Annotated in this window: 22 protein-coding genes; 13 read left to right on the plus strand and 9 right to left on the minus strand. The window is 72.7% G+C overall.

Annotated features, from left to right (window positions below):
• Positions 1–212: 212 nt before the first annotated feature.
• The 3 genes from FXO23_RS02715 to FXO23_RS02725 all read right to left on the minus strand — a co-directional run bounded on the left by FXO23_RS02715 (position 213) and on the right by FXO23_RS02725 (position 6,092).
• Positions 213–4,034, minus strand: coding sequence for an nSTAND1 domain-containing NTPase (locus tag FXO23_RS02715; RefSeq protein WP_246256845.1), 3,822 nt, complete (start codon positions 4,032–4,034; stop codon positions 213–215).
• A 211-nt stretch (positions 4,035–4,245) separates the two neighbouring features.
• Entirely contained in the window at positions 4,246–5,409 is a 1,164-nt protein-coding gene (locus tag FXO23_RS02720; RefSeq protein WP_158880386.1) for an epoxide hydrolase family protein, read from the minus strand.
• Between the two features lie 62 nt (positions 5,410–5,471).
• Complete coding sequence (locus tag FXO23_RS02725) at positions 5,472–6,092, minus strand: L-threonylcarbamoyladenylate synthase (RefSeq protein ID WP_158880388.1); 621 nt, start codon at positions 6,090–6,092, stop codon at positions 5,472–5,474.
• 118 nt (positions 6,093–6,210) lie between these two features.
• On the opposite strand from FXO23_RS02725, the gene FXO23_RS02730 reads away from it, so the two are divergent.
• The 6 genes from FXO23_RS02730 to FXO23_RS02755 all read left to right on the plus strand — a co-directional run bounded on the left by FXO23_RS02730 (position 6,211) and on the right by FXO23_RS02755 (position 10,685).
• Positions 6,211–7,002 (plus strand): MBL fold metallo-hydrolase, encoded by a 792-nt coding sequence (locus FXO23_RS02730; RefSeq protein WP_246256847.1) that lies wholly within the window; start codon positions 6,211–6,213, stop codon positions 7,000–7,002.
• Positions 7,003–7,075: 73 nt separating this feature from the next.
• On the plus strand, positions 7,076–7,669 hold the full coding sequence (locus FXO23_RS02735; RefSeq protein WP_158880390.1) for a DedA family protein: 594 nt from the start codon (positions 7,076–7,078) through the stop codon (positions 7,667–7,669).
• A gap of 38 nt (positions 7,670–7,707) precedes the next feature.
• Complete coding sequence (locus tag FXO23_RS02740; RefSeq protein WP_158880874.1) at positions 7,708–9,771, plus strand: phage holin family protein; 2,064 nt, start codon at positions 7,708–7,710, stop codon at positions 9,769–9,771.
• Positions 9,772–10,059, plus strand: a complete 288-nt coding sequence (locus FXO23_RS50695) for a hypothetical protein (RefSeq protein ID WP_179956664.1) — start codon at positions 9,772–9,774, stop codon at positions 10,057–10,059.
• A 36-nt stretch (positions 10,060–10,095) separates the two neighbouring features.
• Entirely contained in the window at positions 10,096–10,464 is a 369-nt protein-coding gene (locus FXO23_RS02750; protein WP_158880392.1) for a hypothetical protein, read from the plus strand.
• Positions 10,464–10,685: a hypothetical protein gene (locus tag FXO23_RS02755; RefSeq protein WP_158880394.1), complete on the plus strand. Its 222-nt coding sequence runs from the start codon at positions 10,464–10,466 to the stop codon at positions 10,683–10,685. Before FXO23_RS02750 ends, FXO23_RS02755 begins: the two co-directional genes overlap by 1 nt.
• A gap of 164 nt (positions 10,686–10,849) precedes the next feature.
• Here the strand turns inward: FXO23_RS02755 and FXO23_RS02760 are convergent, their stop codons facing one another.
• Positions 10,850–11,077, minus strand: coding sequence for a putative acetyltransferase (locus FXO23_RS02760; RefSeq protein ID WP_425484833.1), 228 nt, complete (start codon positions 11,075–11,077; stop codon positions 10,850–10,852).
• A gap of 25 nt (positions 11,078–11,102) precedes the next feature.
• Positions 11,103–14,345, minus strand: a complete 3,243-nt coding sequence (locus FXO23_RS02765) for a GH92 family glycosyl hydrolase (protein WP_158880396.1) — start codon at positions 14,343–14,345, stop codon at positions 11,103–11,105.
• 254 nt (positions 14,346–14,599) lie between these two features.
• Between FXO23_RS02765 and FXO23_RS02770 the strand changes: the two genes are divergently transcribed.
• The 4 genes from FXO23_RS02770 to FXO23_RS02785 all read left to right on the plus strand — a co-directional run bounded on the left by FXO23_RS02770 (position 14,600) and on the right by FXO23_RS02785 (position 19,819).
• Entirely contained in the window at positions 14,600–17,467 is a 2,868-nt protein-coding gene (locus tag FXO23_RS02770; RefSeq protein ID WP_158880398.1) for an AfsR/SARP family transcriptional regulator, read from the plus strand.
• Positions 17,468–17,538: 71 nt separating this feature from the next.
• Positions 17,539–18,426: an alpha/beta fold hydrolase gene (locus tag FXO23_RS02775; protein WP_179956665.1), complete on the plus strand. Its 888-nt coding sequence runs from the start codon at positions 17,539–17,541 to the stop codon at positions 18,424–18,426.
• A gap of 143 nt (positions 18,427–18,569) precedes the next feature.
• The gene (locus FXO23_RS02780) at positions 18,570–19,121 is read left to right on the plus strand and encodes a sigma-70 family RNA polymerase sigma factor (RefSeq protein WP_158880402.1); all 552 of its coding nucleotides are present in this window, start codon (positions 18,570–18,572) and stop codon (positions 19,119–19,121) included.
• Positions 19,118–19,819 (plus strand): anti-sigma factor family protein, encoded by a 702-nt coding sequence (locus FXO23_RS02785; protein ID WP_158880404.1) that lies wholly within the window; start codon positions 19,118–19,120, stop codon positions 19,817–19,819. Before FXO23_RS02780 ends, FXO23_RS02785 begins: the two co-directional genes overlap by 4 nt.
• Positions 19,820–19,864: 45 nt before the next feature.
• Here FXO23_RS02785 and FXO23_RS02790 read toward each other — a convergent pair whose 3' ends face one another.
• Complete coding sequence (locus tag FXO23_RS02790) at positions 19,865–20,866, minus strand: GlxA family transcriptional regulator (protein ID WP_158880406.1); 1,002 nt, start codon at positions 20,864–20,866, stop codon at positions 19,865–19,867.
• A 108-nt stretch (positions 20,867–20,974) separates the two neighbouring features.
• Between FXO23_RS02790 and FXO23_RS02795 the strand changes: the two genes are divergently transcribed.
• Positions 20,975–21,751 carry an NAD(P)H-dependent oxidoreductase gene (locus FXO23_RS02795; RefSeq protein WP_158880408.1) on the plus strand — a complete coding sequence of 259 codons (777 nt, stop codon included), beginning with the start codon at positions 20,975–20,977 and terminating at the stop codon, positions 21,749–21,751.
• Positions 21,752–21,828: 77 nt separating this feature from the next.
• Positions 21,829–22,665 (plus strand): maleylpyruvate isomerase N-terminal domain-containing protein, encoded by an 837-nt coding sequence (locus tag FXO23_RS02800; protein ID WP_158880410.1) that lies wholly within the window; start codon positions 21,829–21,831, stop codon positions 22,663–22,665.
• Between the two features lie 40 nt (positions 22,666–22,705).
• Here FXO23_RS02800 and FXO23_RS02805 read toward each other — a convergent pair whose 3' ends face one another.
• Entirely contained in the window at positions 22,706–24,445 is a 1,740-nt protein-coding gene (locus FXO23_RS02805) for a hypothetical protein (protein WP_158880412.1), read from the minus strand.
• A gap of 114 nt (positions 24,446–24,559) precedes the next feature.
• Positions 24,560–25,132 carry a TetR/AcrR family transcriptional regulator gene (locus tag FXO23_RS02810; protein ID WP_246256849.1) on the minus strand — a complete coding sequence of 191 codons (573 nt, stop codon included), beginning with the start codon at positions 25,130–25,132 and terminating at the stop codon, positions 24,560–24,562.
• A gap of 142 nt (positions 25,133–25,274) precedes the next feature.
• On the opposite strand from FXO23_RS02810, the gene FXO23_RS02815 reads away from it, so the two are divergent.
• Entirely contained in the window at positions 25,275–25,658 is a 384-nt protein-coding gene (locus FXO23_RS02815; RefSeq protein WP_158880414.1) for a DUF6640 family protein, read from the plus strand.
• An 88-nt stretch (positions 25,659–25,746) separates the two neighbouring features.
• Here the strand turns inward: FXO23_RS02815 and FXO23_RS02820 are convergent, their stop codons facing one another.
• Positions 25,747–26,925 carry an SGNH/GDSL hydrolase family protein gene (locus tag FXO23_RS02820; protein WP_158880416.1) on the minus strand — a complete coding sequence of 393 codons (1,179 nt, stop codon included), beginning with the start codon at positions 26,923–26,925 and terminating at the stop codon, positions 25,747–25,749.
• Between the last annotated feature and the right edge of the window lie 37 nt (positions 26,926–26,962).

The raw sequence follows: 26,962 nt of genomic DNA on the forward strand, positions 1-26,962 counted from the left end.
GGGACCGGCGAGCAGGGAGCGGCCGGTCCTTCAGGGGCAGGGACCCACAACAGAGCAGGGAACACCGGGCCGGAGGAACGCAGGGTGTCCTCCGGTCTAGACCACATCGGCTGCCAATGTGGTCTAGACCATACTTCGCGCCCTGGATTCGGTCAAGAGTTAACGAACCACCTGGTATGTCCGGATCGGGTGCGCGTTCCCCGGCCAGGTTGTCAGGAGCACGGCGATTCGTAGGGGAGGCCGGGGAAGTAGCGACCCCATTCGTCCTGGGTGATCCGGGAAGACGTACCGGCGCAGATCCGGGCCGCGGTCCGCTCGACGTCGGTTTCCCAGATCCGGACGGTGTTGTCCGCGCTTCCGGTGACGAGGGTGCGGCCGTCCGGGCCGAAGGCCACCGCGTGGACCCGGTCGGTGTGCCCGGTCAGCACGGCGGATTCGCTCGGCGCGGCGGGGTCGGTGAAATCCCACAGGCGCACGGTGTTGTCGTTGGCGGCGGTGGCCAACCGGCGGCCGTCCGGGCTGAAGGCGAGGGCGCGCACGGCATCGGTGTGCCCGGTGAGCGCGCCGGATTCCCGGGGAGCGCGCGGGTCCGCGATGTTCCACAGGCGCGTGGTGCGGTCCGGGCTCGCGGTCACCAGCCACCGCCCGTCCGGGCTGATGGCCGCGGCCGTGACGGCCTGGGCGTGGCCGGTCAGGACGGCGAGTTGCGCCGGGTGGAAGGGATCCGAGATGTCCCAGAGCCGGATCGTGCGGTCCCAGCTCGTGGTCACGAGCAGGCGGCCGTCCGGACCGAAGAGCAGTACGTGGACGTCATCGGTGTGCCCGGTCAACCTGACCAGCGCGCGGGGATCGCGGGGATTGGCGAAATCCAGCAGGCGCACGGTGGCGTTGTCGCTCGCGGTGGCCAGGACGCGCCCGTCGGGGCTCAGCGCGACCGCGTCGATCTCGTCCTCGTTGCGGGCGAACGTCACCGGGGCGCCGGGATTGGCCGGATCGCCGAGGTCCCACACGCGCATGGTGTGGTCCCAGCTGCCGGTGACGAGCCAGCGCCCGTCCGGGCTGATCGTCCCGCCGCACACGGGGTTCGTGTGGCCGGTCAGCCTCGCCTTCTCCCGCGGGCCGGCCGGGTCGCCGACGTCGACCAGGCGCGCGGTGTTGTCCCGGCTGCCGGTGATCACCGTGCGCCCGTCCTGGCCGAAGCCCACCCGGCACACGCCGGCGGCGTGGCTGGTGAGAATCGGCCCGGGCAGGTCCCAGAGCCGCACGGTGCGGTCGTCGCTCGCGGTGGCCAGGGTGCGCCCGTCGTGGTTGAACCCCACGGCCGCCACCCGGTCGTGACCGCTCAACGTGACCACCGGGTGCGGCTGGCGCGGATCGGTGACCTCCCACAGCCGTACCGTGCGGTCCTCGCTCGCGGTGGCGAGCGTGCGCCCGTCCCGGCTGAAAGCCACCGCGCGCAGGACGTCCGTGTGGCCGGACAGGGTCGCCAGTTCGGTGGGGTTGCGGGGATCGGCGACCTCCCACAGCCGGGCGGTGCGGTCGTTGGCCACGACGGCGAGGACGTTTCCCGCCGGATTGAAGGCGAGGGTGTCGATATGGCTGGTCGCCGGGACCGCCGACGCCGCCGAAGACAGCGTGCTGGCACGCAGTTCGGCGCCGGCGAGATCCCAGAACCGCACGACGTCGTTCCGCGAACCGGTCACCAGCACCCGCCCGTCCGGGCTGAACGCCACGTTCCGGACCTCCTCGGCCCGGCCGCCGATCTCGGCCGGTTCGCCGGGGGCCCGGCGATCGGTGACGTTCCACAGCCGCACCGCGCGATCGGTGCCCGCGGTGGCGAGGAGCCGCCCGTCGGGACTGAACGCGACCGTCATGGCCTCCTGCTCGTGCGCCTTGATCGTGGCGAGTTCGCTCGGGTGGCGGGGATCGGCGAGGTCCCACAGCCGGACCGTGCCGTCCCAGCTCGCCGTCGCGAGGACCTGCCCGTCCGGGGTGAACGCGACCGCGACCACGTTGGCCGTGTGCGGGGTGAGCACGGCCAGTTCGACGGGGTGGTGCGCGTCGCGCGCGTCCCAGAGCCGGGCGGTGTTGTCCCAGGCCGCCGTCGCCAGCAGTTGCCCGTCCGGCCGGAACACCGCCGCGTTGACGTTGTTCGTGTGGTTCGTCAGCTGCGTGGCATACGGGGTGGCGAACGTGCTGAGCAGGCTGCTGCGGGCTTCGACGGTCGGCTCGAGCCGGTAGGCGGCGAGGCTCAGTTGCGCGGCCGTCGCCGGTCTGGTCGTCCGCAGGGTTGTCGCCTGGCCGGCGACCTTCTGGGACAGGGCCTGGTTCCGCTCCGCGGTCGCCGTGAGCTCCGCGCGCACCGCGTAGAACGTGGCGCACAGGGCGAGCACCAGCAGGACGGCCAGCAGCGCGACGAGTTGCCGCAGCCGGCGGGTGCGGCGCCGGGCCGCGGCGCGCTCGGCCGCCTCCGCCGCCGAACTCGCCTCGAGGAACTCGCGCTCCCGTTTGGACAGTGCGTCGCCGTGGCCGCTCGCCCAGTCCTGAGCCAGGGCCAGATGGGTGCCGCGGTAGAGCGAACCGGGGTCGCGGTCGACCGCTTCCCACGCGTCGGTGGCCTCGGTGAGCCGCCGGTGGACGCGCAGCCCGTCGCGATCTTCGGTCAGCCATTCGCGCAGCCGGGGCCAGCCGCGGATGAGCGCCTCGTGGGCGACGTCGATCCCGCGGTCGTCGAGCGTGATGAGCCGGGCATCGGCCAGCCGGGTGAGGACGGTCGCGGTGTCCTCGTCGTCCCGGTCGAGTTCGCCGCGCGCCAGATGGCGTTTGGTGTCCTCGGTGCCCTCCCCGAGCGCGGTGAGCCGCAGGAAGATCTGCTTGGTGAGTGCCTGTTGCGGCGCGCTCAGCGTGCCGTAGACCTGCTCGGAGGTCTGGGTGACCGCCCGTTCGATGCCACCGGCGGATTCGTAACCGGCCAGGGTGAGCGTGTTGCCGCGGCTGCGCCGCCAGGTTTCCAGCAGCGCGTGGGACAGCAGCGGCAGCATGCCGGGCTGGCCGGTCGCGTCGGCGATGAGCCGGGACACCAGCGCGGTTTCCACCCGGTACCCGGCGTCGATCGCGGGCTGGGTGATCGCCCGGCGCAGTTCCTCGGTCGTCATCGGGCCCACCAGGACCTGGCCGTCCTCGAGCAGGGCGAGGAGATCGGGATGCCTCGCGAACCGCCCGCAGAAGTCGATGCGGGCGCCCAGGACGATCCGGCTGTGGCCGCCGGGATCGGTCGCCGCGTTCACCAGGGCGGCGAGGAATCGTTCCCGCTCCGCCGGATCCTGGCACAGCGTGAAGGTCTCTTCGAACTGGTCGACGATCAGCACGAACTCGGTGTCCGGCCGGTCGCCGGTCAGTGCCTGGCGCATCGCCAAGCCGAGATCGCGGGGATCCCGCTCGAAATCGGTGAGCAGGCCGCCCGCGGTGACCCCGAGCAGGGTGCCGAGGTGGACGGCGCATTCCTGGAGCGGATGGGCGCCCGGGGTGATCAGGAGCGGCACCCGGTCCTCGGCGGCCCGCAGGACGGGCAGCAGGCCCGCGCGCAGGAGCGAGGACTTCCCCGAGCCGGACGCGCCGACCACGGCCAGGAAATGCTGCCGGCCCAGGCGAGTGGTGATCTTCTCGACCAGCCGCTCGCGCCCGTGGAACCGCGCGGCGTCGTCCGGCCCGAACGGCCGGAGGCCCGCGTACGGCGAACCGGTGGCCGGGTGCTCGGGTTCCGGCGGCGCCAGTGCCGCCGAGACCTCGTGCCAGCGTTCCCGCCACGCCTCCTCGTCGCCGCCGCAGGCGCGGACGTAGGCGAGGGTGACCGCGAGCGACGGCAGCCGCCGGCCGCTCGCCGCGTCGGACAGGGTGCCCGCCGAGTAGTGCGCGAGCCGGCTCAGTTCCCGGTAGGCCGGGCTGCCCGCCTTCTCCCGCAACAGCCGGAGATCCCCCGCGAACCGCAGCAGTTCGTCGTCCCCGCCGCTCAGCGGACGTTCCGGACGAGGCAAACCCCTCACCTCCGCGCGCATTGTTCAGAGCTTGTTGTTCGGCGTCCACGATGTGACACCGAATAACTCTTTTGCACTAGGAAGAAGGCCGGAATCGACCCGCGTCCGGAGGTGACCGGCGATGGAGGGGCGGTCGCGGAGGAGCGCCGCGCAGTGCGGCACGGCCTAGCAGGTCGCTGGTCCTGGAACCCTGACCATTGTCGAGGTCAGGTCAGCGCACGAGCCGGAAGAACGAGCGGACCTCGTCGACGAACAGCCCGGGTTGTTCGAAGGCGCCGAAATGGCCGCCGCGGTCGAGTTCGTGCCACTGCCGGATGTCGGTGAACCGCTTCGCCGCCCAGCGCCGGGACGGGCGGGGGATCTCCTTCGGGAAGATCGCGGCGCCGGTGGGCACCGCGATGGTGTCCACTATGGACTCGGTGAACCAGCCGGACACCTGCGCGAAGCTCTCCCAGTACAGGCGGGCGGCGGACGCGCCGGTGCCGGTCAGCCAGTAGAGCGTCACGTTGTCGAGCAGTTCGTCGCGGGTGAACGCGTGCTCGGGATGGCCGGCGCAGTCGGCCCAGGCCTGGAACTTCTCCACGATCCACGCGCACAGCGCGACCGGCGAGTCCACCAGCCCGTACCCGATGGTCTGCGGCCGCGTCGACATCTGGGCGGCGTAGCCGGAACCGTCCTTCCGGGCGCGCTCCAGATCGGCGAGCGCGGCCCGCTCCGGCCCGGTCAGCTCGTCGAAGGTCGCGGGATCGGGCGGCGCGAGCGGGGGATTGAGATGGATTCCGGCGAGCGGGCCGGGATTCTGCCGCGCCAGGCTCGCGGTGATGCTGGTGCCCCAGTCACCGCCCTGCGCGCCGTAGCGCCGGTAACCCAGCCGGTCCATCAGCTCGGCCCAGGCCCGGGCGATCCGGTCCACGTCCCAGCCCGGCCGCCCCGGTTTGCCGCTGAAGCCGTAACCCGGCAGGGACGGGACGACCACGTGGAAGGCGTCGGCCGCGTCACCGCCGTGCGCGACCGGGTCGGTCAGCGGCCCGAGCGCCTTCTCGAACTCGAGGATCGAACCGGGCCAGCCGTGCGTGAGGACCAGCGGCAGGGCGCCGGGATGCGGTGACTCCAGGTGCAGGAAGTGGATCCGCAGCCCGTCGAGTTCGGTGCGGAACTGGGGGAGGGCGTTCAAACGCGCCTCGGTGGCTCGCCAGTCGTAGCCGTTCGCCCAGTAGGCGCACAGTTCCCGCAGGTAGGCCGCGGGAACTCCCTGGGACCAGTCGGCCACGGTCTCGGCTTCGGGCCACCGGGTGCGCTCGAGGCGTCCGGCCAGGTCGCGGAGGTCTTCCTCGGGTACCTCGATCCGGAACGGCACCACCTCGTTACCAGTCATGGCTTTGAACGGTAACGGTGTGCACGCATACCGGTCAACCGTTACGGCGGTAACGGGTGGGTTTACTCGAAGCGGGCGGGGTCGCCCGCGCCGTAGCGGACGATCTCGGGTTCGTCCTGCGAGAAGTCGATGACCGTGGTCGGCTCGGTGCCGCATTCCCCGGAGTCGATCACCGCGTCCAGCACGTGATCGAGCAGGTCCTTGATCTCCCAGCCCTGGGTCATCGGCTCCTCCTGGCCGGGCAGCAGGAGCGTGCTGGACAGCAGCGGCTCGCCGAGTTCGGCGAGCAGGGATTGCGCGACGACGTGATCCGGGATCCGCACCCCGACGGTCTTCTTCTTCGCGTGCAGCAGCCGGCGCGGCACTTCCTTGGTCGCCGGGAGGATGAACGTGTAGCTGCCCGGCGTCGACGCCTTGATCGCGCGGAAGACCGTGTTGCTGATGTGGACGAACTGGCCCAGCTGGGCGAAGTCCTGGCACACCAGGGTGAAGTGGTGCCGGTCGTCGAGGTGCCGGATCGACCGGATCCGGTCCAGGCCGTCCCGGTTGCCCAGCCGGCATCCCAGGGCGAAGCACGAGTCGGTCGGGTACGCGATCAGGCCGTCCCCGCGGACGATGTCGACCACCTGGCCGATCGAGCGCCGCTGCGGGTTGTCCGGATGCACGTCGAAGTACTTCGCCACGGGAGTGAGCTTAGGGATCAAGCCGTTCCGGGTCGCGGCAGCCCCGGCGGTGTTCTCCTCGTCTCTTCCCGGCGCTTCCCACGGGCGTCCAGGCGCCGGACCGGTGATACTCGGACGCGTGCGCGACCTGGCCATGGCATTTCTCGGACATTCGACGGTCCGCCTGGAAGTCGCCGGACGGGTCGTGCTCACCGATCCGGTGCTGACCTCCCGGGTCGGCGCCCTGACCAGGGTGGTGCCGCCGCCGGACCCGGCGACCTGGCGGGACGCCGATCTGGTGCTCATCTCGCACCTGCACGGCGACCACCTGCACCTGCCCTCGCTCCGGCTGCTCGGCGTGGACGTTCCGGTGGTGGTCCCGCGCGGCGCGGGGGCGTGGCTGCGCCGCCGCGGCTTCACCCGGGTCACCGAACTCGGCATCGGCGAGACGTTCACCGAGGACGCGCTGGCGGTCACCGCCGTCCGGGCCGCGCATTCCGGGCATCGCTGGGGACCCCGGCTCACGCACGGCCCGCGGGCCCCGGCGATCGGGCACCTGATCCAGGCGCCCGGCGTCCGGGTGTACTCCGCGGGGGACACCGATCTGTTCGACGAGATGGCCGGTATCGCCGACGTGGACGTCGCCCTGCTCCCGGTGTGGGGCTGGGGGCCGAACCTCGGGCCCGGCCACCTCGATCCGGTCCGCGCCGCGCGTGCGGTCGGCCTGGTGCGGCCGGGGATCGCGGTCCCGGTGCACTGGGGCACGCTCGCGGTCGCCGGGCTCGCGCGCACCCCGCGGATGCGCCGGTTGCTGGCCGAACCGCCGCGGGAGTTCGCCGCCGCGGTCGCCGCGGCCGGGCACGAGACCGCGGTGGTGGTCGCGCCGCCGGGAACCGAGGTGCCGCTGGGGGCCGCGGAGGGAAGGGCATGAGCGAGCTTGCGAGCGAATCATTCAACACCGCGCATCTGGCGAATGCCACGCGGAGCGTCAGCGGAGCGGGCGCATGAGCAGTTGGACGGATCCCGCGTCGATCGGCTACCCGGCGCTGTTCGGCGGCGTCCTGCTCGGCTCGATCATCCCGGTCGTGCCCACCGGCGCGGTGGTCGGCGCGGCGGCCGCGGTCGCGATGACCACGCCGCACCTCTCGCTCCCGATCGTCATTCTGCTCTCCACCGTCGGCGCCTACCTCGGTGACGTGATCACCTTCGGCCTCGCCCGGTTCGGCAGCGACGCCGCGGTCCGCTGGATCGCGCGCCGCCAGCAGGCCGATCGGCTGGCCAAGGTGCGCGACCAGTTCGTCCGGCGCGGCTGGCAGCTCGTGGTGATCGGCCGCCTGGTCCCGGCGGGCCGGATCCCGGTGCTGCTCGCGGCCGGGGCGCTCGCCTACCCGTGGCGCAAACTGCTGGGCACCGCGTTCGGCGCCTGCCTGCTGTGGGCGCTGGCCTACGCCCTGCTCGGCATCGTCAGCGGGGGCATCTTCGATTCACCGCTGGTGGCCACCCTGCTGGCGACCGCCCTCGTGCTGCTGGTGACCGTGGTGTCCAGCCTGGTGAACAGGCGCCGGAAGGCGAAGATCTCCGCGGCGGACCGATCGTGACCAGCCCGCACCGTGGCCGGTTGCTGCGCGGCGGGCGGATGGCCGCCCGGATCGTGCTGATCTGGGCCGCGGTCACCGGCGCCCTGCTCGGGCTGGACGCCCTGCTGCCCGGGTTCGCGATGCACCACTGGTGGCAGCCCACGGTCTGCGCGCTGCTGCTCGGCACGCTCACCGCCGGGCTGTGGCCGCTGGTGCTGCGGATCGCCCTGCCGGTCGTGCTGTTCTCGCTCGGCCTGGGGAGTTTCCTGCTGATCAGCGCGGGCACCCTGGCGATCTTCAAGGCCGTGCCCGGGGTGGAGATCGCCGATTTCCGGACCGCGGTCGCGGTGACGGTCGGCATGTCCGCGGTCGGCGCGCTGATGAGCAGCCTGCTGGCCATCGACCGCGAGGAGATCTTCTTCCGCCGGGTCGCCCGCCGGAGCGCGGCGGGCGCGGGCTCCGGCGACGAACCGCCCGGGGTGATCTTCCTGCAGGTGGACGGCCTGGCGCACGACGTCGTCCAGCGCGCGGTGCGGGACGGCGACATGCCCACGCTCGCGGCGTGGCTCGCCGAGGACAGCCACGCGCTGACCCCGTGGCACACCGACTGGAGTTCGCAGACCGGGGCCAGCGTCTGCGGCATCCTGCACGGGTCCAATCACGACATTCTCGGTTTCCGCTGGTACGAAAAGGATCGCGACCACGTGATGGCCTGCGCGCATCCCCGGGACGCCGCCGAGATCGAGCGGCGGCACTCGAATGGGCGCGGCCTGCTCGCGGGGGACGGGGCGAGCCGGGGCAACCTGTTCACCGGCGACGCGCCGCACGTCAGCCTCACCATGAGCGCGGTTTCGGTGCTGGTGCCCAAGGGGCTGCGCCGCCGTCGCCGGGATCGGGTGGGCGCCGGGTACTTCGCCTACTTCGCCAGCCCGGTGAACCTGGTCCGCACGGTGGCCGCCGCGCTGGCCGACGTCGTCCGGGAACTGCTGGCGGCGGCCCGCCAGCGCCGGGCGAACGTGCGGCCCCGGGTCCGCCGCGGCGGCCTGTACCCGCTGGCCCGCCCGGGCACCACGGTGATCGCGCGGGACGTCGTCGTCTGGGCGATCATCGAGGACATGCTGGCCGGGCGGCCGGTGGTGTACGCCGACTTCCTCGGCTACGACGAGGTGGCGCACCACTCCGGGATCGAACGGTTCGACACGCTCGCCGTGCTGCGCGACATCGACCGGCAGATCCACCGGCTCCACCGGGCGTCCCGGCTCGGCCCGCGCCGCTACCACCTCGTGGTGCTCTCCGACCACGGCCAGACCCAGGGCTGGGCCTTCGCCGACCGGTTCGGCGAGCGGATCGAGGAGGTCGTCGGCCGGTTGTGCGGGGACGGGCACGGCGAACCGTGCCGCGGTCATGACGCGCGGCGGCCCGCGGAGGGCTGGCAGATGGGCGCCGCGCTGGCCGAGGCGACCTCCGGCGGCGGCCTGATCGCGCGGCGCCTGCGGGCCCGGGTGGAGCGGGCGGGGACCGCGGAGGACCGGACCCGCACGGAAAGCGGGGCGCCGGGAACCGTGGCCCGCGCGGCGCCCGGGGTCGTCGTGGTGGTCTCCGGCCACCTGGCCATGGTGTCGTTCACCGAGCACGCGGGCCGCGTTCCGCTGGAGACCATCGAACGCGAGTTCCCGCGGCTGCTGCCCGCGCTCGTGGACCACGACGGCGTCGGGTTCATGCTGGTGCGCAGCGAGCAGTTCGGCCCGGTGGTGCTCGGGCGCGACGGGCTGCGGAGGCTGGCCACCGGCGTGGTGATCGGCGAGGATCCGCTCGTTCCGTACGGCGAGCACGCCGCCGATCTCGTCCGGCGGGTGGACGAGTTCCCGCACTGCGCCGACATCATGATCAACAGCCGGTACGACCCGGAGACGCAGAACGCGTCGCCGTTCGAGCCGCACGTCGGTTCGCACGGCGGGCTCGGCGGCCCGCAGAACCGGGGATTTCTCCTGTACCCCAAGGAGTTGCCGCCACCGGGCGCGGTGGTCGGCGCGGAGGCGCTGCACCGCGTGTTCCGCGACTGGCTCAGCCACCTCGGCCACCCGGTCCCCGGCGAGGCGGACACTCCCGCCGCGGTGAACTGAATGCCCGGGTTGCCGTTCCCCGATCCGCCGCTCGCGGACGGGACCGTCGCCCTGCGGCCCTGGCGCGGATCCGATGTGCCCCAGCGGTTCGCCGGTTTCGCCGACCCTGTGTGCCTGCGCTTCTCCTGGCCGCTCGTGGAGCCCTTCACCGAAGCGGCGGCCGCTCTGGAAGCGGAGGTGCGAGCCGGAAGCCGACCGCCGCCCGGGCGTGGTCGAAGCGCCGTGCCACGTGTCCGCGACACCGTGGTGTTCGGCCTGTTGCCCGGCGAACTGCGCCTGGAGCGGTAGCGCGGAATTCCAGGCCGTTGCCACTAGGGTCCGGCCATGCGGATACGACGAATCGCCGGGATCGCCGGAGCCGGGGTGCTCGTCGCCGGGATCGCCGCCTGGTGGGTGACCGCGGGCGAAGACGCCTTCTTCACCCCGCACGAGGATGCCGACCTGGAGAACTCGGCGCTGCCGGTCATCGACGAGTACCTGCACGCCTCGCCGTTCGGACCGGGCACCGCGGGCAGCGGCACGCTGTCGCGGTCGTTCCCGCAACTGGGGCCGCGCTGGTTCTGCACCGAGCGGATCGTGGAGAGCCGCCTGGACGGCGACGAGTTGCGGGTCGGGCTGGACACCGCCTGCGAGGAGTTCGCGCGGCGGGGTGACGCGCTGGTCCAAGGCACCGGAACCCGGGCCCGGTGGTGATGACGTTGACCGGCGGGCGGGAGCACTGGGCGGTGCGCGCCGCCGAGCGGGCGCCCGACGGCGCCGCGTTCGCTCCCTGGGTGGAGCGCAACTTCACGGCCGCGGGCGCCACCCAGGTCACCGGCCAGCAGGGGAGCTGGGAACATCTGGCCCAGCCCTCGGCCGAGGCCCGCCGCGCGCTCGGCCTGCCGCCCGAAGCGCCGCTGGAAGAACCCGCCTGAACGGCTGCGCACACGCACGCTCGCTCTCGCCGGCGCGAGTCCCCCGTTTCGGACGTGCGAGTTCTCCGTTTCGGTAGGTCGGTTCCACTCCCGGGCCGCACCCGTTCAGGAAGGCCCGCGCCCCCGTTCGCGAACCGGCGACCCCTGGCGGTTCCCGGCGACCTTCACCACATGGCGCGGCGGGCGGGCCGTTCGGGGACCGGTTTGGCGGCGACGACGTCGGCGAACGCGACCGTCACCAGGCCGCGCCGGGTCTCCACCTGGCAGCCGGAGTCGTCCCGGGAACGCAGATACCCCAGCGCGTCGGTGAACCCGCCCTCGATCCGGTACCGCACGACCACCCGCCGGTTCAGCGGAAGCTCGGTCAGTCGCCGCACGGGATCCGTGGTCACCCGATCATGATAGGCGGCGCCCCGGTCAGCCCAGGGCGACGGCGAAGACGTGCAGCGAGCCGCCCTGCACCTGGGCGGGAAGGGTGATGCCGCGCACCCGCTTGCCGGGATCCAGCGCGATCGGCACCGTGGCGAACACGTTCGTCCTGATCTGCTGCGGCTGCCCGCCGGTCGAGTTGCGGTACGGCGTGGACACCGCGATCCGGTTGCCGAACGACGGCTGGTCGCTGCCGCCGCCGAGGGTCCAGTCGGAGAAGCCGATATCCGCGCGGGTGGTGCTGCCGTCGGTGTAGGTGATGGTCAGCGTGCCCGAGGCCTTGCCGTTCGCCGCGGCGCCGAGCAGGGCGAGCTTCCCCGCGCCCGCGGCGGCGCCCGGGAGGGCGACGGTCTGCCCCTGCGCGACGACGTTGTCCGGTTCACCGACCGGGAAGTTCGGCCAGGTGTAGGAAAGCCCGTCGACGGTCACCGTGCCGCCCGGTTTCGCGCCCGCCGCGGCGAGCGCGTCCGCCGAGTAGCTCCAGCCGACGCCGTCGAAGTTCGCCGCCGCCGGTTTGGCGTCGGGGGAGATGCCGGTGTTGTTGACCACCGACAGCCAGCTGCCCGGTTCGGCGACCAGGACGGTGAGCACCGCCTGGATCGCCTGCTGTCCCGGCGAGGTGAACGTCACCGGGATCCGGTGCGAGCCCTCGGCCGTGCCCGGCGGCACCGCCACCGCGACCTCGGCCCGCGCCTTGCCCCCGGACGGCACGGCCAGCTCGCCCGACGCCGGGGTCAGCGTGATCCCGTCCACTCCGGCCGCGTTCCACCGCCAGGCGCGGGCGGTACCGGACAGGTCCTGCACCCCGACCGACGCCTTGCCGCTGCCGCCCGCCGGGATCACCACCCGTGCCGGATCGGTGAAGGACAGGCTCGGTTTCTCGCCTTCCCGGAAGGACGGCGGCGCGTCGGCGGGCGCGCTGCCCCACGCGGGGTCCGGGGTGGCCGACAGGGTGTAGTCCAGCGTGCCGCCGGTCGACACCAGCGATTCCGGCAGCCACGGTTTGCCGTACGCCTTGCCGTTGATCTTCAGCCCGGTGACGTACGGGGCGTTCGGCGCGGCGCCCCGGCCGTTGATCGTGATGGTCTTCCCGGCGCCGGTGGTGACCACGGCCTTGGTGAACAGCGGGGAGTTGAGCACCAGTTCCGCGCGGCCCGGGATCTCCGGGTACATCCCGAGCGCCGCCCAGACGTACCAGGACGACATCTGGCCGAGGTCGTCGTTGCCGACCAGGCCCTCCGGCCGCGGGTTGTACAGCTCGTTCATCGCCCGCCGGGCGATCGCCTGCGTCTTGTGCGGCGCGCCCGCGAAGGCGTACAGCCACGGGGTGTTGGCGTTCGGTTCGTTGCCGAGGAACGCATACGGTTTCTTGGTGCCCGCGTTCAGCTCGGTGAAGAAAGTGTCCAAACGCGACACCACTGCCCGGTCGCCGCCGAACGCGGTGATCAGGCCCGCCACGTTGTAGGGCACCATCCAGTCGTACTGCGCACCGTTGCCCTCGACCCAGCCCGACGAACTCGCCGGATCGTACGGTTCGGCGAACGCGCCGTCCGCGCGGCGGGGTTGCAGGTGGACCGTGCCCGGGTTGTACAGGTTCTGCCAGTACTGGGCCCGGGTCATGAACGTCTGGTGGGTCGCGCTGTCGCCGAGGCGGCGCGCGAGCTGGGCGATGGCGAAATCGGCGCTGGTGTACTCCAGCGTGTCCGCGCCCGCGCCCGGCACGTACCCGAGTTTCTGGTAGTCCTCCAGGCCCGGTCGTTCGGTGTAGCCCTGGGTCGGCTGGGTGGCGCCGCGCAGCATCAGCAGCAACGCCTTGTTCGCGTCGAAGTCGTGGGCGCCGAACGCGTACGCGGTGGACACGATGATGTGGTACGGATCGCCGTTCATCACGCCGGTGTAGTCGTTCGCCACGGTCCAGCGGTCCCAGGAGCCGCCCTGCTCGGCGTAGGCGATCATCGACCGCACCATGTCCGAGGTCTCCTTCGGCGCGAGCATCGCCAGCAGTTGCGCCTCGGAGCGATAGATGTCCCAGCCGGAGAAGTTCGTGTACATCGCGTGCCCGCGCTCGGCGGTGTGCACCCGCCCGTCGAAACCGATGTACTTGCCGTTGGAATCGGAGAACACGTTCGGCTGGATCAGCGAGTGGTAGAGCGCGGTGTAGAAGGTGGTGCGGTCGGCGTCGCTGCCACCGGTGACCGCGATCTGGTTCAACCGGTCGTTCCACGCCTTGCGGGTGGCCTTGGCCACGTCGTCGAAGGAGCGTTTGCCGTGCTCCGCGGCGAGGTTCGCCTTCGCGCCGTCTGTGGACACAAAGGACAGTCCTACTTGGACGTTCACTTCGGCGCCGGTGAGGTTGTCGAAGGTGACGAACCCGCCGCTGCCCGGCCCGCTGACCGTGGTGTCCGCCGGGGCGATCGACTCCGAATGCGCCCGCGCCGCTCGGTCACCGTTCGGCCGGGCTACTTTCGCTTGCGCCCCACCGGTTTCGAAGGTGCGGCCCGGGGTGACCGTGCCGTTGCGCCAGGTGCCGACCGAGGCGAACGGGGTGTCGAACTTCGCGTGGAAGTACACCCGGTAGCTGGAGTCGGTGCCGCAGAACCGGCCGCTGGTGGCCCAGCCGCTGATGGTGTCCTCGCCGATGGTCACCTGCGCGTCGTCGGTGCCCATGACCGAACCGGAGGTGTTGACCAGCAACGTCGACGGCACCCCGGCCGGGTAGCTGAACCGGCCGGAGCCGGTGCGCTGGGTCGCGGTCAGGTCGACCCCGATCCCGCTGCCCAGCTTGACCGTGTAGCGGCCCGCGGTGGCCTGTTCGTCGGCATGCGAGAACTTCGAGGTGTACCGGCCCGGATCGGTGGCGGGCGAGGTGGTGACCTCACCGGCGAACGGGATGAACGGGATGTCCTGGTAGGTCGAGCAGCCCGCCCCGGACAGGTGCGTGAGGCTGAACCCCTTCAACGCGGTGTCGTCGTAGAAGTAGCCGCCGTGCTGGGCCTTCACCGTGTCCGGGCTCCACTGGACCATGCCGAACGGCGCCACCGCGCCGGGGAAGGTGTTGCCCGCCCCGCCGCCGGTGCCGTGGTCCTGGCCGCCCGGCCGGGTGCCGACGAACGGGTTGACCCACCGCGCGAGATCCGCCGCCGCGGGCGCGGCCCCCGCGTTCGGGGCGGGCAGCACGGCCACGCCTGCCGCCGCCAGAACCACCGCCGTGACCAGTTTCGACAACCTCATCGCCACTCCTGATCTCCGGGCGGCTGACAACCTTGTCGTAACCGCCGCCGCTGGCCACCTTGGGCAAGGACCGGTGAGGTCGTCAAGGGGATGGTGGGAGCCTGTCCTGTTCCAGACACCCCGGCTCGCCCGGACGTCGTAATCCGATGCGACAACGTTGTCTTGCCCGGGCCGGGTCGAGCCGACGACGACCTGCCGCGGGTGACCAGTAGTGTCCGTTGTGGACCCAGCAGTCGCGGAGAATGAGAGCGCCCGTGCCGGATGCAGCGAACCCGCCCTTCCCGCTGAGCTTCCGGGTGCTCGGCGAGGTGCGGGCCGAGCGCGACGGCCGGGAGCTGCCGCTCGGTCCGCCGCAGCGGCGCGCGGTGCTCGCCGCCCTGCTGCTGCGCGGTGGCCGATCCGCGAGCGCGGGGGAACTGGTCGACGCGGTGTGGGGTGAGCGGCCGCCGCCGCGTGCCCTCGGCGCGTTGCGCACCCACGCCTTCCAGCTGCGCGCGGTGCTGGAGCCCGGCCGGTCGGCGCGGAGCCCGGGGGAGTTGCTGGTCTCGGTCGGCGACGGCTACGCCCTGCGGGTGCCCGGCGCGGCGGTCGACGCCCGCCGGTTCGAGGACCTGCTCGCCGCCGCGTCCGCGGACCCCGCCGGCGCGGCGGAAACGCTCCGGGCCGCGCTGGACCTGTGGACGGGAACCGCGCTGGCCGGGATCCCCGGTCCGTTCGCCGAGCGGGAACGCGACCGGCTCGCCGAGCTGCGGAGCACCGCGCGGGAAGAGCTGTTCGCGTGCGAGCTGGAGCTGGGCCGGACCGTGGACGTGGTCGCCGGGCTGCGCGCGTTCGTCGCCGAACATCCCTTGCGGGAACGGGCGTGGGCGTTGCTCATGCTCGCGCTGCACCGCGCCGGGCGGCAGGCCGAGGCCCTCGACGCCTACGCCGAGGCGCGCCGCGTCCTGGTCGCGGAACTGGGCATCGAACCCGGTCCGGAGCTGGCGGCGCGGCACGCCCAGGTGCTCGCCGGGGAACCCGCGGCGCCGGTGCGCGGACCGGTGCCCGCGCAGCTTCCCGCGGACCCCGCCGATTTCACCGGCCGCGCGCGGCTCACCGCCGAACTCGGTGCCGTGCTCGGCTCGGCCCACGACGCCGTGCGGGTGGGCGTGCTCACCGGCTTGGGCGGAGCCGGGAAGACGGCACTCGCGCTGCACGCCGCGCACGCCGCCCGGCCCGGTTTCCCGGACGGCCAGCTCTACGCCGACCTGCGCGGCGCCGAGGCGGAGCCGGTGGACGCGGGGGCCGTGCTCACCGGATTCCTGCACGCGCTGGGCGTCGGCGACGGCGCGGTGCCGGACGGCGTGGCGGAACGGGCCGCCCGGTACCGGTCCCGGCTCGCGGGGCGGCGGATGCTGGTGGTGCTGGACAACGCGGCCGATTCCGCGCAGGTCCGGCCCCTGCTGCCGGGCGCCCCGGGATGTGCCGTGCTGGTGACCACGCGATCGCGCACACTCACCGTGCCCGGCGCGCGGTATTTCGAGGTGCCGGAGTTCGACGCGGACGAGGGGCTGGCGCTCCTGGCGGCGATCCTCGGCGCGGACCGGGTCGCCGCCGAACCGGACGCCGCCCGCGACCTGGTGACCGCGTGCGGCGGGCTGCCGCTCGCGATCCGGATCGTCGCCGGGCGGCTGGTCACGCGACCGTCCCGGCCGCTGTCCGCACTGGCCGCCCGGCTGCGGGACGAGCGGCAGCGGTTCGACGAGCTGCGGCACGGCGAACTGGCCGTCGAACCGGTGTTCCGGGTCGGCTCGGCGGCGCTGGAACCCGAAGCGGCGCGGGCGTTCCGGCTGCTCGCCGTGCCGGACCTGCCGCCCGTCACCGCGGCGACCGCGGCCGTGGTGCTCGACCGCGCGGAGGACGTCGCCGAAGGGCTGGCCGAGCGGCTCGTCGACGCCGGACTGGTCGAGCCGGTCGGCCCCGACCGCTACCGGTACCACGATCTGGTCGCCGCCTTCGCCCGCCGGGAGAGCGCCCGCGCGGACACCGCGGCCGAGCGGGAGGCGGCCGTGCGCCGGGTGGCCGACCACGTGCTGGCCACCGTGCTCACCGCGGCCGCGCACCTCGCACCGGGCAGTGCCCTGGTCCGGCACCTCGACCGGCCGTCCGCCCCGGGCGTGCCGCTCGCGGACGCCGCCGAAGCCCGCGCCTGGCTGGACGCCGAGCACCGCCTGCTGCTCGCCGCGGTGACCCGGGTGATGGACGTGGCCCCGGCCACCGCGGCGGACGTGCTGTGGGCGTGGTCACCGCTGATCGTGGGCACGGCCGGGCACCGGGAACTGGAACCACCGGCCGAGCGCGCGCTGGAGCTGCTGCGCGGGGACGACCGGCGGGCCGCGCGGATGCTGCGGCTGCTCGCGGCGCCGCACTACGGCAGCGATTCGTTCGCCCGGGCGGAGAAGTTGCTGCGGGAAAGCCTGCGGCGGGCCGGGGACGGGTACACCGCGGCCGTGGCCGCCCGCGACCTCGGGGTGGTGCTGCTCGCGGGCGGTGATCCGGCGGGCGCGTTACCGCCGCTGCTGCGGGCCCGCGAGCTGTTCACCGAACTCGGCGGCGACGCCGACCGGATCCTGCTGCACTCGCACGTCGCCCGCGCGCGGGCCGAGCTGGACCGCGCCGCCGAGGCGGAGGCGACGGTGTCCGACGCGCTGGAGCAGGCGCGGGAACTGGGGCAGGACGGCACCCTCGCACACGTGCTGTACCAGGCCGGATGCGTCGCGCTGCGGTCCGGTCACCCGGGCCTGGCCCAGCGGCGCCTGCGGTACGCGCTGGCGCGCTACAGCCATGCCGACGACCTGCGCTGGCAGGGCCTGGTGCTCGCGCGGCTCGCGCACTGCGCACTGGCCGAAGACCGCGCCGACGAGGCGGTCGCCACCGCGGACCGGGCGCTCGCGATCGAACGCGAACTCGGCGACGGCTACTGCCGCGGCCTGGCGCTGACCGCCCGCGGCCGGGCGCGGTGGCGGCTCGGCGACGCGCCCGCCGCGCGCGCCGATCTGCACGCCGCCCTGGACGTGCTCCGGCGCCGCGGCGCGGCCGAGGCCGCCGGGGTGGCCGCGTTCCTCGACGAAATCCGGCGTTGATCCGGCACTGATCCGCCGCCCGCATGCTGCGGGGCGACCGGCCGACCGGCGGCCGGACGAAAGGACACACAGTGCAACCGAAGATCACCGGATTCGACTACGACCACGTCACCGTCGCCGACGGCGTGCGGCTCAACGTCGCCGTCGGCGGATCGGGCAGCCCGATCGTGCTGCTGCACGGATTCCCGCAGACGCACCTGATGTGGCGGCACGTCGCCGCCGACCTCGCGACCGGGCACACCGTGATCTGCCCGGACCTGCGGGGCTACGGCGACAGCGGCAAACCGGCCGACCCGGACGGCCGCGCCTACGCCAAGCGCACCATGGCCGCCGACGTCGTCGCGCTGGCCCGCGCGCTCGGGCACGACCGGTTCGCGCTCGCCGGGCACGACCGGGGCGCGCTGGTCGCGTTCCGCGCCGGGCTGGACCATCCCGCGGCGATCACCCACCTCGCCTGCCTGGACGTGCTGCCCACGCTGGACATGTGGGACGTCCTGCGGGGCCGGGCCGCGGCCGTCGGCTTCCACCTCTACCTGATGGCCCAGCCGCCCGGTCTGGCCGAGGACCTGATCGCCGCCGCGCCGGACCGGTTCTTCGGCCACTTCCTCGACATCTGGGCCAAGGACCCCGGTGCGGTGCCCGCCGAGATCCGGGCCGCCTACCTGAAGGCCTCCCGCGAGGCGGTGCCCTCGATCGTCGCGGACTACCGCGCGTCCGCGTTCGCCGACGTCGAGGACGACGAACGGGACCGGGCGGCGGGTACGCGCCTGCGGATGCCGGTCACCGTGCTGCAGCAGGACTGGGGCGCGGTACTGCCCTACGACCCGGTCGCCCGGTGGAGCGCGTGGGCGCCGGACCTCCAGCACCAGACCGTGGACCGCGGTCACTTCATGGCCGAGGAAGCCCCCGGCGAGGTCGCCCGGGCCCTGCGGGACCTGCTGACCCGGTCGTCCACTTAGGACTACTGGGCCGCGCGCCCGGCCGCCGCGACGCGGATCCTGAACTGCCGACCAGGTGCCGCGAAAAAAGTTCGAACCGCCTCGGGCCGGGCCCCGTATCAGCTACGGACCGCCGCATACGCCTGGAGGAACAGGGAGTCGGCATGGCGAAGCTGTTCGCCCGGAAAAGAACGACGTCGAGGGACGAGGCGCTCGTCCGCTCGTTGTACTCCGAACACGGGAGGGCGCTGCTGGCCTACGCGACCCGGCTCACCGGTGACCGGGCGGCCGCGGAGGACGTCGTGCAGGAGGTCCTGGTCCGCGCGTGGCGGAACGCGGATTCCCTGGTGGCCGCGGAAGGATCCGTGCGGGCGTGGCTGTTCACGGTCACCCGCAACCTGGTGATCGACCGGGCCCGGGCGAGGGCCGCGCGCCCGGCGGAGGTCGCCGAAACCACCGCGAGCACCCCGGTCTCGTCCGACCACGCCCAGCGGGTCGTCGATTCGATGAGCGTGCTGGGCGCGCTGGAGAAGCTCTCCGAGGACCACCGCACGGTGCTGGTGGAGGTCTACTTCCGGGATCGCAGCGTCACCGAGGCCGCGCGGGCGCTCGGCATTCCGCCGGGCACCGTCAAATCCCGCGCGCATTACGCGTTGCGGGCCCTGCGGACGGCCCTGTCCGGTCGCCGCCCGGTTCCGGAAGGAGCACCGGCGTGAACGGGCACGGGACGCCGCTGGTGGGGGCCTACGCGCTGGGCCTGCTGGACGACATCGAAACGCGCGAGACCGAACGGCATCTCGCCGGTTGCGCGACCTGCCGCGCCGAGCTGGCGGCCTTGGAGGAGGTGCGGGGAATGGCCGGCCGGATTCCCGCGGAAGCCCTGCTGCACGGTCCACCGGACGACGGTGACCTGCTGCTGCGGCGGACGCTGCGCCAGGTCCGGTCCGAGTCGGCCGTCCGGCACGGCCGGCGGCGGCTGCTCGCCGGGGTGGCCGCCGCGGTCGTCGCCGCGGCAGCCCTCGGCACGGGTGTCCTCATCGGACAGTCACCCGCCGGGCCGCCGAGCGCCGCGCCACCCCCGGCGCCCGTGGCGGAACCACCGGCCGCCGGGACCCGGGTGCTTTCCGGGACCGAACCGCGCACCGGGGCGCGGCTGTCCGTCGCCGTGGTCCCCGCGGCCGGATGGGTCCGGGTGAACGCGTCGGTGACCGGGATTCCGGCCGGGGAGCGATGCCGCCTGGTGGTGGTGTCGAAGGACGGCGCCCGGGAGCCCGCCGCGGGCTGGCTGGTTTCCCCGAAGGGAGCCGCCGAGGGCATCAACCTCGACGGCGCCGCGCTCGTCGCCCCGGCGGACGTCGCCGCGGTCGAGGTCGAGAACGTCGCCGGAACCCGTTTCGTGTCCGTGAGCGGGTGAGCGGAACGCGCAGGTGACCGGGCTACGGGTCCACCGCCTGCTCGGTCAGGTCGAAGGGACGATCTCCCGCAGGCGGAAGGTGCCCCGGTAGGCGCTCGGCGACACCCCGAGCGCGGCCTGCAGGTGCTGCCGCAGCGAGGCCGCGGTGCCGAAGCCCGAATCCGCCGCGACCCGGTCGACCGGCAGGTCCGTCTCCTCCAGCAACTGGCGGGCGCGTTCGACGCGTTGCCGGGTCAGCCACTGCAGCGGGGAAACGCCGACCTCTTCCCGGAACCGCCGGGTGAAGGTGCGCACGCTCATCGCCTCCCGGGCCGCCAGCTGCCGCAGGGTGATCGGCTGGTCGAGGTGGCCGAGCGCCCACGCGCGCGCCGCGCCGGTCGAGGACGATCGCGGTTCGGGCACCGGCCGCTGGATGAACTGCGCCTGGCCGCCGTCGCGGTGCGGGGCCACCACGGTTCCCCGGGCGACCTCGTTGGCGACCGCCGAACCGTGGTCGCACCGGATCATGTGCAGGCACAGATCGATCCCGGAGGCGACCCCGGCCGAGGTCAGCACGTCACCGCTGTCGGTGTAGAGGACGTCCGGATCGAGTTCGACGTTGGGGAACAGTTCGCGGAAGTGGTCGGCCGAACGCCAGTGCGTGGTCGCGCGGCGGCCCTCGAGCAGCCCCGCGGCGGCCAGGACGAAGGCGCCGCTGCAGATGGAGGCGATCCGGGTGCCGGGCCGGATGCGGGCGAGGGCGTCGGCGAGCGGGGCCGGGAGCCGGGGCTCGCTCCACGGCTCGTAGTCCTCGTCGGAGGAGGGGAGCACCACGGTGTCGGCCTCGTCCAGGGCGTCCGGCCCGTGCTCGACGCGCAGGCTGAAATCGGCGTCCGTGCGGATCTCGCCGGGGTCGAGCGTGCAGGTCACCACCTCGTACAGCGGTTCGCCGGTGGCCGAGAAGGTCTGCCGGAACAACCGGTGCACGATCCCGACCTCGATGGCCAGCAGACCGGGGCGGACGAGGACGGCGATGCGGTGCCGTCCGGGATGGCGGAACACGGTCATGGCCCGATTCTTTCACATGTTGTCCATCGGGCCACTCGTCCGGGTGGCCGCGGGCTCGCATGATCGTCCAGGTACCCCGGAAGACCGAGACCGAGGAGGTGGGCACGCATGCGCGTGCTGTGGGTTTTCGCGCATCCCGAACAACGCTCGCTGAACGCGTCGCTGCGCGACGAGGGATTGCACGCGTTGCGGGAGTTCGGCCATGAGCACCGGCAGTCCGATCTGTACGCGATGGGCTGGAACCCGGTGGTGGACGCCGGTGACTTCGGGCACGATCCCGCCGAGCGGCTGATCGTCGGCGCGCGGTCCGGCCGCGCGTACGAATCGGGCGCGCTGAGCGAGGACATCCGCGGCGAACTGGAGAAACTGGCCTGGGCGGACGCGGTGGTGTTCCAGTTCCCGCTGTGGTGGGCCGGTATGCCCGCGATGCTCAAGGGCTGGTTCGACCGCGTTTTCGTCAAGGGATTCGCTTACGGCGTAACCGATCCGAACGAGCCTCGCCGGACCTTGCGGTACGGGGACGGGAAACTCGCGGGCAAGCGGGCGATGGTCCTGCTGACGGCGGGCGCCCCCGAACCCACGCTCGGCCCGCGCGGCGTGAACGGCGAGCTGAACGAACTGCTGTTCCCCTTGCTGCACGGGACGTTGTGGTACGCCGGGATGTCCGTGCTGCCGCCGATGGCGGTGTACGCCACGGACCGGCTCAGCGCCGACGAATACGAATGCGCGGCCAAGGAACTGCGGGAACGCCTGCGCGCGCTGCCGGAGGCCGAGCCGATCCCGTTCCGCTACCAGAACCGGGGCGACTACGACGACGATCTCGTGCTGCGCCCCGAACTCGCGCCGGGGCAGGACGGCCTGCGCGTGCACCGGCTGGCCGGGTGAACGGCGCAACGCGGAACAAGAAAACGCGGAGAACCCCGCGCTAGGCTCGTTCGACCGGGCTTGCGAAGGGGGAGACCGTGAACCAGCGCTGGCAGGCGACCCGTACCGCCCTCGCGGAAACCACCGAACGGTTCGCCGAACTGGTCTCCGCCACGCCCGATCCCCGGATCAGGGCGACCCGGGACTGGACCGTCGCCGACACCGCCGCCCACGTGACGGCGATCGCCGGGATGTACACGATCCTGGTGCGCCCCGGCGACGGTCCACTCCCGGAACCGGAGGTGATGGAATCGTTCCTCGGCACCAGCGTGGACACCGTCGCCGGGTTCAACGTCGTGACGATGAACCATTTCACCGAGCGGGACCTGGCGGCGCTGACCGAACGCCTGCGCGCGGACGTGGCCGAGGTCCTGCGCGTCACCGCCGATCTCGATCCGGACGAACCGCTGCGCTGGCTCGGCGATTCCCGGGTGCCGCGGTGCGGCATGCTCGCCCACCTGCTGAACGAACTGCAGATCCACGGCCGCGACATCGCCCGCGGCCGCAAGGTGCCCTGGACCATCCCTTCCGCCGAAGCCGCCCTGTTCTTCGACGAGTTCACCGTCGGCCTGCTGAGCCACCAGGTCGGCAACCTCCTGGTCCCCGATCCGCGCGCCCTGCCCCGGCGCATCGCGGTCGAATTCCGCTCGCCGCACACCCGGCCGGTGGTCATCGTGCTCCAGCGGGACAAGGTCTGGGTGGAGGAACCGGGCGGCGAGGTCGACGTCCGCCTGCGCTTCGACCCGGCCGCCCTGAACCTGATGCTCTTCCACCGCATCACCCGGGCGCGCGCGGTGCTCACCGGCAAACTGTTCGTCCACGGGCCCCGCCCCTGGCTGATCTTCCCGTTCCTCCGCACGGTCCGGATGCCGTGAGGTCGTGAGTGGTGGGGCCGGTTCCAACCGGTCTGAACACTCACGACACCCGGCTGATCGCGGTCTGGCCCGGGCGCAGGGTCGCCCCGCAGGACCGCAGCGGGAATTCGGCCAGTTTCCGGTCGATCTCCGGCACGGCGATGTTCGCGTAGTCGCGCAACGCCCGCAGCTGCTCCGGAGTGGCCACCGCGTCCTTGCGCACCCAGTCCCCGGCCGGGAAACCCTGTTCCGAGTAGCCGTGAACCGGGTAGTAGTCGCGGTCGATCCGCGGGTCCGAGGAGATCCGGTTGCCCGGGCCCCACGGGCCGCGGGAGTTGATGAACACGGGTTTGACGTCGTCGAAGACGTAGTCGCGCAGCCCGGCGAGATCGTCGTGCTTGATGAAGTCGGCGATCTTCGGTTCGGCGAGCCCGGCCATGTCGACGATGTCCAGGCGGCTGGTCAGCGCGGTGCCGCCGAGATCGGGCGTCAGCAAGGAAACCCGCCCCGCACCGAGGAGGTCGGCGTAGGTGTTGAACACGCTCCCGTACCGGTCGGCGACCCAGCACATCGGCAGGGTCGGTTCGCGGCGGAACCCGTCGGCGGCCGCGTCGAACACCACGCCGGACGGGACCACCGCGGCGATCAGCGCGGCGGGCACCAGGATCCGGGCCCGCAACCGGGTGTGCCGCAGCACCTCGGCCGTCGCGAGGGTGCCGATCAGCGTGGCCAGCGCCCAGACCGGGGTGGCGAACCGGAACTGCGCCATCCAGTCGGGCATCATCACCGAATACGCGACCAGGCCGAGCCCGAGCGGGACGAGCAGGGCGACCAGGCCGCGCCACCACGAAGACCTCGACAGTGCCATGCCGACGATCACCACGAGCACCAGCACCGCGAGCGCGCCCGCGTACTGCACCAGCTGACCGGTGCGGGCCAGGTCCTCGACCTTCGGCATGGCCTGCGCCTTGGCCACCGACGGATTCGACAGCAGGCGCCCGAATTCCAGGTACCGCCAGGCGAGGTAGCCGCCGAACGGCACCGCGAACGCGATCCCGGACAGCAGCGCGTGCCGGACGCTCGGCGGCAGCGTCGCCCGGCGCAGGTGGATCAGCAGCACGACCGGGTACGCGGCCGCGTAGATCGCGCCGTCGGGCCGGGTCAGCGCGGCGAACGCGGCCAGCGCACCGGCGAGCAGGGCCACGCGGCCGGTGAGCAGCCGGTTGTCCAGCGCGGCGCGGAAAAGCAACACGGCCAGCGTCACCACGGCCAGGGCGAAAAGGGCATTCTCCAGACCGGAGAAGCACCAGATGACGAAGGACGGAATCGACGCGAGTACCAGCCCGGTCACCAGCGTCACCAGCCACGGGCGCCGGGTGACGCGGGCCGCCGCGAGGTGGCAGGCGGTCAGCAGCCCGCCGCAGCACAGCAGCGCCAGCGCCTTGGGGAACAGCACGTAGTCCGGAATTCCGAACAAGGCTCCGCGGTCGAACAGGCCGAGCAGCCGTCCCGCGGCGAGCAAGGCGGTCCAGGTGGGATTGGAGAAACCTTCGACCGGTGGTTCACCCGCCGCGACGACCGGGCCGAGCCCCTCGGCGAAACTACGCGCGTAGGCGAACGTGATGGCGGCGTCGTCCACGATCCAGTTTCCGTACCGGGACGCCTGCCAGCCGATCGCGACCATTCCGGCGAGCACGGCGAAGGCGGGCAGGAACCGGCGGGGAACGGGCCGCCGCCGGATCGCGGTTTGCCGCGGTATTTCCGGTGCGACGGCGGGCTTCGCCAGCGTTTCGGTTGTCATGGCGAAGGGAAGTTATCCGGGAATTGTGTCGGCGCTGTGACGGGTGATCGGCGTTCTGCGAAAAACGTCCCCGGAAATGTAACGGCCGATTTATTCGGCCGGTCCGGCGTGCGTTCAGCGAGGACGCAGGCCGTCCAGTGCGAGGTCGAGCAACCGCCGCCAGTCCCCGCTGCCGGTGCGGATGGCCGCGGACAGGCAGCCGGTGAGCAGGTAGACGTCCGCGACCGTGCAGTCCGGCCGGAGCGCACCGGCCGCCCGCGCCCGGTCGACGATCTCCCCGACGACGCCCTCGAGCCGTTCCCGCGTCTCGCCGCGCGGTTCGCTGCCGGTCGAACCGCGGGCGGCCTCGATCGACGCGGACAGGCCCCGGTCGTGGTCGAGCACCTCGCCCACATGCCGCAGATACCGGGGCAGCGCGCGGGCGGGATCGGGATCGGTGAGGCACTCGGCGCGCGCGAACTCCAGGATCTCCGCGAACCGGTGCTCGGCGGCGGCTTCGACCAGATCGCTGCGGGTGGGGAAGTGCCGGTAGACCGTGCCGACCCCGACCCCGGCCGCGCGGGCGACCTCGGGCAGTTGCACCGCGTCGCCGCGTTCGGTGAACAACGCGCGCGCGGCCTCCAGCACGCGGGCGCGGTTGCGTTCGGCGTCGGCCCGGGGTTTGCGTCCCGGCGGTGTCCTTGACAACGGCTGCGCTCCTCTGCGTATGCTCGATCCGGAATCGGAATCCGTTTCCGGATTATCTCATCTGGGAGGAGAAACGTCCATGGCGAAGGCAAAGGCAAAGGCAAAGGCGAACTCGAGACAAGTGGGAGCGGGGCGGATCCTGTTGAGCCTCACGTCGCTCAACTCGGCGGTCGGCTCGTTCCTGGTGGACTGGAACGAGACCCACGTGCACAACCCGAACTGGCCACCGCACGCGAAGTTCCACAACGCGCAGTCGATGAGCATGGGCGTCGCGCTCGGCGCGTGCGGGTTGCGTTCCCTGTGGGGGCGCGGCTATTCGGAGACCCGCCTGCGCGCGGCGACCGGGTTCGCCTCGATCTACTGGATCGCCCAGCTCGCGGCGATCCGGTTTCCCGGTACGGCCCTGCTCGATCCGCCGACCGACAAGAAGGGGCCGCAGCTCAAGATCGCGAGTGCGATCCTCGGTCTCAACGCGCTCGGCTACGCCCTCGAGCGCCGCCGCCTCCGGACGGCCGCGACCGCTTAGTCGAAGTACGCTCGGCCTGCCGAAATGGGGAACTCGGTGTTCCGGAACGGGGGACTCGCCGGTCCGGAACGGGGGACTCGCGCTCCACTCAGGTGCCGCCGGCGAACGGGCCGCCGTCGCCGAAGGCGAGTTCCGCGAAGCGTTCCCCGATGCGGCGGTGCGCGGCGGTGTCCGGGTGGAGCGCGTCGGGCAGTGGCAGTTCGGCGAAGTCCGGTTCCCCGTAGAGCAATCGGCCGTCGAGGTAGTGCAGGTTCGGGTCGTCGGCCGCCCGCTGCGCGGTGATGCGGGCGAGTTCGTCGCGGATGACGTTGAGCGTCAGCCGCCCGTTCGCGCGGTCCGCCGGATCGCCGGTGGCCCGGAACCGCACGGTCCCGCCGTCGAAATCCATGGCGCCCGGGCCGGGGGTGTCCTCGTGGATGGGGCACAGGAGCGGGGAGACGACCAGCAGCGGTGTGCTGGGGTGCCCCTCGCGGATGGTGTCGAGGAAACCGTGGACGGCCGGGGAGAACCCGCGCAGGCGCATCAGATCGGCGTTGACCAGATTGATGCCGAGCTTGAGGCTGATCAGGTCCGCGGCGGTGTCCCGGATGGTGCGCGCGGTGAACGGATCGAGCAGCGCGTTGCCGCGCAGGCCCAGGTTGACCAGTTCCACGCCGCTCCGGGCGGAAGCCACGGCCGGCCAGGTCGCGGTCGGGCGGTCGGCGTTGGAGCCGTGGCTGATCGAACTGCCGTGGTGCAGCCACACCCGGCGGCCGCGGTCCGGCAAGGCCTCGACCGGGGCGTCGGTGCGCAGGGCGATCAGCTCGGCGATTTCCGTGTGCGGCAGCCAGATCTCGACGTCCTTCACCGCCGCGGGCAACTCGGGGAACCGGGCGGTGCCGGGTTGGCCGGGCTGGGTGACCGCGGACTGGGTGGCCAGGTCGATGGTGTGGACGGTGCCGCCGGGCACGCTGGCCGTACCCGCCGGGTGGCCGTCGACGAGCAGTTCGTACACGCCGTCCGGCGGGGCCGGCAGGCCCCGGTAGGCGGTCCTGGTGGGCAGCACGTCCAGTTCGACGGCGGTGGCCCGGGTGCGGAAAGCCAGCCGCACGCCGGAGGGCTGGGCCTCGACCGCGGTCAGGTACTCATCGCGGAACTGCTTCCGGGCCCAGGCGGGGAGCCGGTGCGGCAGCACGCCGTGCGCGGTGCGCTCCAGGTCGAGGGCGCCGCGCAGCAGGGGTTCGATGGGGGTGGTGAGCCAGGTCTTCGCCCCGGTGACTGGTCGCATGGACGCGAAGCTAACCGAACCTAGGATGATTAGGCAA

This window comes from Amycolatopsis anabasis (genome assembly GCF_009765355.1).
Taxonomy (GTDB): Bacteria; Actinomycetota; Actinomycetes; order Mycobacteriales; family Pseudonocardiaceae; genus Amycolatopsis; species Amycolatopsis anabasis.